The organism is Vibrio sp. 10N.261.52.A1 (assembly GCF_002876325.1).
GTDB classification, from domain to species: Bacteria; Pseudomonadota; Gammaproteobacteria; order Enterobacterales; family Vibrionaceae; genus Vibrio; species Vibrio chagasii.
This window is the reverse complement of the sequence record NZ_MCYD01001129.1, coordinates 1-8,916: the sequence shown is the minus strand read 5'-3', so window position 1 is coordinate 8,916 and position 8,916 is coordinate 1. Positions and strand designations below refer to the sequence as shown.

Here is an 8,916-nt window from a genome sequence, read left to right as displayed (position 1 = left end):
GCCTTTGTACTTAGTTAGGTCACCATGTACGTCCGACGTAACCTCATTGCTGTCGGAATCTATGTAATTCATTGTTGATTCAAGATAAAAATTGGTATCAAGAATTTGTGAGCCAGCAGTGAATTGTACGCCTGTGTCGTCTTCATTGATGCCAACGCCGCCAAGTACGTACATGTCGTTAGCTGCGAAAGATGAAGTTGACAGAATAGCTAGTGATGCAAGGATGAATTTTCTCATTTTTATCGCTCTGGTTAATAAATTTCGGTGAGCATTCTAGCTACTTCTTTAAAATAAAAAACACCGTTCGAAATTGGGGTGGCGATTTTTAATTTGTATTAAATGTTTCGATGTAGAATTAATAAAGGTGAATGAGATTATTACTTATAAGTCATAGGCTTATTCTCATTGGTAAATGGGCGATATCAGAGAAATTAATGGGAAACGGTTCGATGTTTAATATCTTATTTTCATGTTCCATAACAATTTTTTGTATCCAAAGCTCACTTCATATCCACGTTGCTTAATAGTTCCCGTTTTCTCTCCTTATATGCAGACATGAAAAAAGGGTTACTCGTGATGAGTAACCCTTTTTTGAAACGTTTTAAGCCAATCTGAGGCTTAATTCTTTATGCATTAAGCACTGAAGATTTGAGATAGCTCTGTCGCACATAGGTGGTACTGACGAGGGCAGTTGCGCCATGTTGTTAGCATGCGACGGTATTTGTCTAGCATTGGCATTTGGCTATTGAAGTGGTGATCCGCTTTGTCGAACTGAGGGTAAAGGCCTTCAGAGTCAACTAGGAAACGTACGTAGTGTACGATTTGCGCTTCAGATGCAATGTCGAAACCTAAGAACTGTAGGCGACGCTGATCAACCTCTTTACGCTCGTCTTCTGCAAGCATTTTGTTCGACTCTTGCATTGCATGGTACATCTCCATGATGTCGATAATTTCGCGACATTCTGCTTCAGTCAAACAACCAAACTCTTTGTTAAGCTCACGCATTTGGAGTTCGTAACCACGCTCTACAATCGTTTGTAGACGTTGATATTTAGCTGAGTTCTCAGGATCCATTTGAGACATTAGGTAGTATTGATTTGATAGAATTAGACGCTGAGCATTGGTCATTTCCATGGGAGAAGCCTCACTAAAAAACTAAATGTTGTATTCTTTTGTTGAAGTAAGAGTAACAGCATTCCTACGAGTGGAAACATGATCTCAACACGGATTTAATATGATTTTTTGAATTGATAAACAAAAGTTGTAAAGAAAAGTGAAAGGATTGTTTGGCTCGAAAAAGAAAACGCCCCAATCGAAATTGAGGCGTTTGAAACAGGTTTTAAATACCGTTGATATTAGTATTTTACATTGGAGTGGTATTGGCTCAGAACCGCAACAATCTCATCCATTGTCTCTTTACTTGGCGGGTTTACGCCTTCAAGAGGGTAGTCTAAACCAAGAGCTTCCCATTTATGCGCGCCCAGTTTGTGGTAAGGAAGCAGCTCTACTTTTTCGATGTTGTCCATGTCTTTAATGAACTCACCAAGTAGGTGTGCATCTTCTGGTGTGTCTGTGTATCCAGGTACAATCACGTAACGGATCCAAGTCGTTTTACCAATCTTATGAAGGTAACGGGCAAAATCGAGAGTGCGCTTGTTAGATACACCAATGAAATCATGGTGAATTTCATCACGCATATGTTTCAGGTCGAGCATCACAAGATCAGCGGCGTCTAATACTTCATCAATCACTTCTGTGTGTTTACGAATATAGCCATTAGTATCAAGGCAAGTATGGATACCTTCAGCCTTAGCCGCTAGAAAGAAGTCACGGACAAACTCAGGCTGTAGCATTGCTTCACCACCAGAACAGGTGATGCCACCGCCAGAAGCTTTCATGAAGTGACGGTAAGATTTCGCCTCGTTGATGATTTCTTCTACAGTGACTTCTTTACCATCATGAAGGTCCCATGTATCGCGGTTGTGGCAGTACATACAACGCATTAAGCAGCCTTGAAGAAATACAATAAAGCGGATACCAGGGCCATCGACAGTACCACAAGATTCGTATGAGTGAATGCGACCAGTTGTAGACATGAGCTATTCTCGTAGAGGAATTTATGCCCTTTATTTTATTACAAAAACGGTACATAAAATAGGGTCAAATCGTAACGAGACCTTTAAAAATAAAGGCAATCACCACGGAAGATGATTGCCTTTGTCAAACTTGAAAAGTAAACGTGAAAGCTTGAGTGATTCGCTAGAAGAACGCGAACATGGTAATGCCACCGGTGGTGTAGATAGACTCTTTCGCTTCTTTGTAATCTGGTGTTTTTGCGGTTAGTGCGAAGGATGCACCAACGTATTGGTTGTACCAAGCCACACCCATGACTGCAGTCGCTTGAAGGTTCTCTAGAGTTACGTCGTAGATAGCTGGATCTTCATTGTTTTTATTCGCGTATTCATCAACACCAGAGCGGTCACCTTCAATCGTTAAGTCATTGAAACGGTAACGACCTTCTAGGCCTGCATAGGTAAACCAGCCTGCGTTCGAAGCACCGATCATCCCTGGTTTAAATGGATTTTCGCTTGTGATATTAGCCGCACCAAAGTTACCACCTAGGTCAGTACCCCAACGGAACATAAAGCCTGATGAAATATCGCTTCTAAAGTTACCCACGTTGATTTCTGAAACGTTAGAGATCTCGAAGTCGGTATTCGCCAACGCTTGATTACGCATGAGATTGAAATGACTTAGGTAACCAACGCTGCCTGCCCACTCATCATCAACTTGGTATTCCCAACCTAAAGGCTCATCTGATTTAGTGATCGAGTGAACAAGTTTTTGAGCATCTTCAGAAAGCGCTCGTTCACCGGTGGTACCAAACGTAATGTTAAAACGCTGAGCTTGTTGTGGGTTCAAGCTGATGTAGTTGAGTTCTGTGTGTAAGTAACCTGCGTATGGGCGGTCGTTCGCTGATGGCGTTTCTAATTCGATATCAGAAGGGGTATACATTTTGTGGCCAAGGGTGATTTCCCACTTATCTAAAGAGCTTGCGCCCCAGTAAGAAAGACTTAAAGGTTTTACCCAATCGTATGGCGTAATGCTTGATGATGTGTAACCCAGAAACAGTCCGTTGGTATAGTCTTGGTCAACGCCAAAAACTCCATCATTGTCTAATGCGAAAGTGACCGTAGAACGTTCAGACGCCAAAGATGAAAAAGAGAGAAGAAGCAGGGGTAAACAACGAAGGTATTTCATGGAGCAGTTACTCTTAAATTATGAACCGCGATATTACCGTAATTTGCACGGATTTGTGGAAAAAAAGTGAATGGAAAAGGCCTTTTTTGTTCAATCTAACATTTAGGGAGAATGTTGGTGTTATTGGAATTAGCATCAGATATAAAAAAGCCCCGCACATTGGCGAGGCTAATTATTATTTACTGTCTGTTGAGCGTGAGCTTATAGAGACTCAGTAAATGTACGTGCGATTACGTCAGCTTGTTGCTCTGCAGTTAGAGAGTTGAAGCGTACAGCGTAACCAGATACACGGATTGTTAGCTGAGGGTATTTCTCAGGGTGCTTAACTGCGTCTTCTAGAGTGTCGCGGTTAAGAACGTTCACGTTAAGGTGTTGACCACCTTCAATGCCAGCTTCGTGGTGGAAGTAACCATCCATTAGGCCTGCAAGGTTCGCTTTCTGACCTTCAGCATCTTTACCAAGAGCGTTAGGTACGATAGAGAACGTGTACGAGATACCATCTTGTGCATCAGCAAACGGTAGTTTACCTACAGACGTTAGTGACGCTACAGCACCTTTCTCATCACGACCGTGCATTGGGTTAGCACCAGGAGCGAAAGGAGCACCAGCACGACGACCGTCTGGAGTGTTACCTGTTTTCTTACCGTATACAACGTTAGATGTAATAGTAAGAACTGACTGTGTAGGGATAGAGTTACGGTAAGTCTTAAGCTTACGGATCTTGTTCATGAACGTAGAAACTAGTTCACAAGCGATATCATCTACACGAGAGTCGTTGTTACCGTATTTAGGGTAATCGCCTTCGATTTCGAAGTCAGTTGCGATGCCATCTTCGTCGCGGATTGGTTTAACAGTCGCGAACTTAATTGCAGATAGTGAGTCAGCTGCAACAGATAGACCAGCGATACCACAAGCCATAGTACGACGAACGTCACGGTCATGAAGAGCCATTAGAGACGCTTCGTAGCTGTACTTGTCGTGCATGTAGTGAATGCTGTTTAGTGCAGTCACGTATTGCTTAGCTAGCCAGTCCATGAATGTGTCTAGACGAGCCATTACGTCATCGTAGTTAAGAACTTCGTCAGTGATCTTGTCAGAAACAGGACCTACTTGAAGTTTAAGCTTCTCATCTACACCGCCGTTGATTGCGTAAAGCATTGTTTTCGCAAGGTTAGCACGAGCACCGAAGAACTGCATTTGCTTACCAACGATCATTGGAGATACACAACAAGCGATAGCGTAATCATCAGACTCTAGGTCAGGACGCATTAGGTCATCATTTTCGTACTGGATAGAAGAAGTATCGATAGATACCTTCGCACAGAAACGCTTGAAGCCATCAGGTAGTTGCTCAGACCAAAGAACAGTGATATTTGGCTCTGGAGAAGGACCCATAGTGTATAGAGAGTTTAGGAAACGGAAGTTAGAACGCGTTACTAGCGTACGACCGTCGATACCCATACCACCCATAGACTCTGTTGCCCAGATTGGGTCGCCAGAGAATAGCTCATCGTACTCAGGAGTACGTAGGAAACGAACCATACGTAGCTTCATTACGAAGTGGTCGATCATTTCTTGAGCTTCAACTTCAGTGATCTTGCCAGCAGCGATATCACGCTCGATGTAGATGTCTAGGAAAGTCGAAGTACGACCTAGAGACATTGCAGCACCGTTTTGAGACTTAACAGCCGCTAGGTAAGCGAAGTAAGTCCATTGGATAGCTTCTTGAGCAGTTTGAGCTGGCTCAGAGATATCGAAGCCGTACTTAGCAGCCATCTCTTTGATTTGACCTAGAGCGCGGTGTTGCTCAGAGATCTCTTCGCGAAGTTGCATTGTTTCTGCTAGGTTTTCGCCGTTTTCGAATTGCTCTTGAAGAGAAGCAAATTGAGCTTGCTTGTCTTTCATTAGGAAGTCGATACCGTATAGAGCTACACGACGGTAGTCACCGATGATACGACCACGGCCGTAAGCATCTGGAAGACCAGTTAGAACACCAGACTTACGACATTTTAGGATGTCAGGCGTGTAGATATCGAAAACACCTGCGTTGTGTGTTTTACGGTATTCAGAGTAGATTTTAGAAACAGCTGGATCCAGAGTTTCACCGTATGCTTTACAAGAACCCTCAACCATACGAATACCACCGTTAGGGATGATCGCACGCTTAAGTGGTTTTTCTGTTTGAAGACCAACGATAGTTTCTAGATCTTTTTCGATGTAACCCGCATCATGAGAAGTGATGGTAGAGATAACAGAAGTATCGAAATCTACAGGTGCTTTAGTTGCGTTTTCCTGTTTGATACCTTCCATTACCGAAGCCCAAAGCTTGTTAGTAGCCTCAGTACCTTCAGAAACTAGGAAAGACTCGTCGCCTTCATACGGCGTGTAGTTCTTTTGAATGAAATCACGAACGTTTACTTCGCTTTGCCACTCACCTGCAGCAAAATCTTCCCAAGCTTTAGCAAATTGCTCTGCCATGACATACCTACCTTTTTAGTAGAAAAAACACGTACATTAACACTGTTGAGCCAGCGCCCCTCGTAAGGGTAGTACACTCTTATTAATAACAATATATATGAGCATATGTGCTTCATATGGTTATATATATTGTCACTACTTTTTATATGTTGTCTTTACTCTATGTAATCAAGACTACGCTAAAAAATTTCTGCAAACCTTAAACTAAATCAATAAATGCTAAAAAAAGTTGAAAAAATTTGAGTGACAGGGGTTGCCACCCAAACTTTTTTTTAATCCGGTTACTACTTTTGTGTAGTAAAGGAGATTATAGCCAAGCTTTTAGACCATATTGACTTTCTAGCATACCAACTGCAAGCATTGCTACTAGACAGATAACCAAAACGCCAACTGGGATAACAATCTTGTCTACAAATGATAGACGCTTAGCACGCTCTTTATCACCAATTAGGCCGTTGTTATCTAGAAGCATAGTCAGTGCCCATGCTAGTACTGGGTTAACAACCGCTGAACCGAAGATACAGATACCAGCTGCTTGAGAGTCTTTTGAATCTTTAACCATCTGCATACCCGCTTCAAGTAGAGGTAGAGATACACCTACAAGTAGCGCAACACGCATCACTGGTGGCCATACTGCGACATCCATTGGGAAACCAAGAATCGCAACAATAATACATAGAGAGCCAAGCAAGATTGCGCCGCCAGGGATTGGACGTTTCGCGATAGCTGCTGGGATCATGTATGTACCCCAAGATGAAGTGATGTTACCACCACCAACTGCTGTACCTACCATTTGACGAACTGAACACATAGTCATTGTGTCATCAACATCCATCAGAACTTTTTCAGACTTTTTAGGGTAGTTCAGTTCTTGGAAGATACGGTGACCTAGGAAGTCTGGTGACCACATTGCTACCGCTAGGATTGCAAATGGTAGAGAAGCGATGAAGTGCTCAACGTTTGGTAAACCAAGCATCCAACCTTCTTCAGTAGAACCCCACCAGTAGATTGGGTTTAGGTTTGGAATACCTGTTTCAGTTACGAATTTGATATCGAAACCTGCACCAAGTACTAAAGCAATAGCTAGACCAGTGAAAGCACAAACAGGGATTGCTAACCAACGCTTGTTCACTTTAGCAAGGAATGCGTATAGGCCGATAGTAACGGCAAGAACAATCAAACCAATGTAACCCATGCTACCAGCAGCAACAGCGTCAGACTGAAGACCAACCGCCCAAGCTTGGATTGAGTTGATTTGGCTCATTGTACCGGTTAGACCCAAGAAGATAAGCAAGCCCCCCGCAGTACCTTCAGAAGTCAGGTTGACGAGCTTAGACCCACCTTTTAGGAAGCTAAGGATAAGACCGAAGACACCGATAAGAATTGCCAATGCAAGAGGGTGAGCACCAGCAAGAGCGATGGTACCAATAAGAGGAATCATTGGGCCGTGGTTACCGGCAAGGTTTGCTTTAGGGTTAAAGAAGCCAGAAGCAAGAATACAGAATAGCAGTGCAGGGATAAGCATTTCTACACGAGCAACTTCGATAGCAAACTCTTTACCCAGGTTTACGTGATCCCAAGCTTGAGTTAGACCTTCAGCCCAAGACATCATTACTGCAGAGTACATCGCGATGATACCAATGGTACCAGCCAGTGCAGGAACAAGGTCTTCGAGTTCAAAGCGGAAATCACGGCCTGGAAGGTTTAGACCAAAGCGACGAGGCTTCATGATTTGAAGTTCGTGATCTAGATAATCTGAGCGGTTCTCAAATTCAGAAGCAGGACGGTGTAGCTCTTTATAGCTTTTCTCTTCTACTTCAGAGTTCGCATTATTGACAACGTCTGACATAGATTCCTCATATTTTTATGTTAGTAATTCAAAATTGAATTCTATAATTTCGCGTAATTGTGTTATTTCTTAGTTATAACTCATTAACATTTTGTTGCACGGCTTTGGTGTGCTTTATGCAGCTAAGTTAAAAGAAATGTATGGCATTTTTGATGCCTTATTGTGTGTTGAGGAGTCTAACAAGCTTACCCTTTAGGGTGATTGATCTTGATCACTTTATGAGTGTATGTGAAAGAAAGCTACAGAATGCAGCGTTCCATTAACGTACCGTTGATAAATTGTGTAATTTGTTTTCACAAATTGACGTTTCCCTCCTTTTCTAAAGCATAGTCAATGGTGGATTGCTCTGAATGACTGATTCTTATTGAGTTATTTCATTTTTACCTACCTTCCACGATACCCGGGCCCACCGCTTACAATACAGTAGCCTTAAAATAATTGTGGTTCATAGAGTGTGTCGCTTGCTGAATTCGTATTTATGGTTTTGCTGTTAACGACACTTCTTCGTTCACCAAACTTGTTTTTCTTGTGAGACGTTAGGCTACGAGAATCTCATTTTGGTTAACTTTATTTAAACAATGTAAGCGTTGGATTTATAGCTTATTGATAGAAGTCATTCATAAAATTGAGGTGAAAACGCTACCTTTTGCATAATAAGTCAGAGTGAAGTGCTATTTATTCCAAATTATTAGGTTAATAATTTGTTGCATGTTAATCCGTGTGGTGCTAGTTTGTATCGCATGAAAAGGTCGGAGTACCTTGCATTTTCACAAACTTGGGAGAGAAAGCGCATGAAAGATGTACCGGCGCTGGACATAAAGGATCTACACAAAACGTTTGGTCAAAATGAAGTTTTAAAGGGAATTTCACTTTCTGCGCATAAAGGCGATGTGGTATCGATTATCGGATCTTCAGGTTCGGGTAAAAGTACTTTCCTTAGATGTATCAACCTTCTAGAGACACCGACTGCAGGCGAGATTTGGGTTAATGGTGAATTAATTCAGATGAAAAATAACCGCCAAGGTGTGTCTGTACCTGCTAATGAAAAACAAGTTCAACGAATCCGTTCTCGTTTGGCGATGGTTTTTCAGGGGTTCAACCTTTGGTCTCATCTGACCGTTCTCGAAAATGTTATTGAAGCACCTGTTCATGTATTAGGTGTACCTAAAGCACAAGCTATTGAAAATGCAGAGCTACTGCTTAAGAAAGTAGGCCTGTATGAGCGTAAAGATTACTACCCAGGTCATTTATCTGGTGGACAACAACAACGTGCTGCGATTGCAAGAGCGCTAGCGGTTGATCCTGAAGTAATGCTGTTTGATGAACCA

General features: G+C 42.3%; 6 protein-coding genes and 1 pseudogene. 1 reads left to right on the top strand and 6 read right to left on the bottom strand.

Features of this window, described 5'->3' with window-relative positions; translation table 11 throughout:
• From BCT81_RS24230 to BCT81_RS24200, 6 genes and pseudogenes are all read right to left on the bottom strand, one after another.
• Positions 1-237 (bottom strand): annotated as a pseudogene (locus BCT81_RS24230) (hypothetical protein); the annotation flags it as partial.
• Between the two features lie 396 nt (positions 238-633).
• Positions 634-1,134, bottom strand: coding sequence for a YfbU family protein (locus tag BCT81_RS24225; RefSeq protein WP_061034193.1), 501 nt, complete (start codon positions 1,132-1,134; stop codon positions 634-636).
• Positions 1,135-1,355: 221 nt separating this feature from the next.
• Positions 1,356-2,096 (bottom strand): pyruvate formate lyase 1-activating protein, encoded by a 741-nt coding sequence (gene pflA / locus BCT81_RS24220; protein WP_102426126.1) that lies wholly within the window; start codon positions 2,094-2,096, stop codon positions 1,356-1,358.
• Positions 2,097-2,259: 163 nt separating this feature from the next.
• Complete coding sequence (locus BCT81_RS24215) at positions 2,260-3,261, bottom strand: lipid A deacylase LpxR family protein (RefSeq protein WP_102426125.1); 1,002 nt, start codon at positions 3,259-3,261, stop codon at positions 2,260-2,262.
• Between the two features lie 201 nt (positions 3,262-3,462).
• A complete protein-coding gene (pflB, locus tag BCT81_RS24205; protein ID WP_102426123.1) occupies positions 3,463-5,739 on the bottom strand; it encodes a formate C-acetyltransferase in 2,277 nt (758 codons plus the stop codon).
• Between the two features lie 307 nt (positions 5,740-6,046).
• Complete coding sequence (locus BCT81_RS24200) at positions 6,047-7,588, bottom strand: DUF3360 family protein (protein ID WP_102426122.1); 1,542 nt, start codon at positions 7,586-7,588, stop codon at positions 6,047-6,049.
• A 791-nt stretch (positions 7,589-8,379) separates the two neighbouring features.
• Here BCT81_RS24200 and BCT81_RS24195 point away from each other — a divergent pair.
• On the top strand, positions 8,380-8,916 hold a 537-nt coding region (locus tag BCT81_RS24195), incomplete at its 3' end, for an ATP-binding cassette domain-containing protein (protein WP_102426121.1).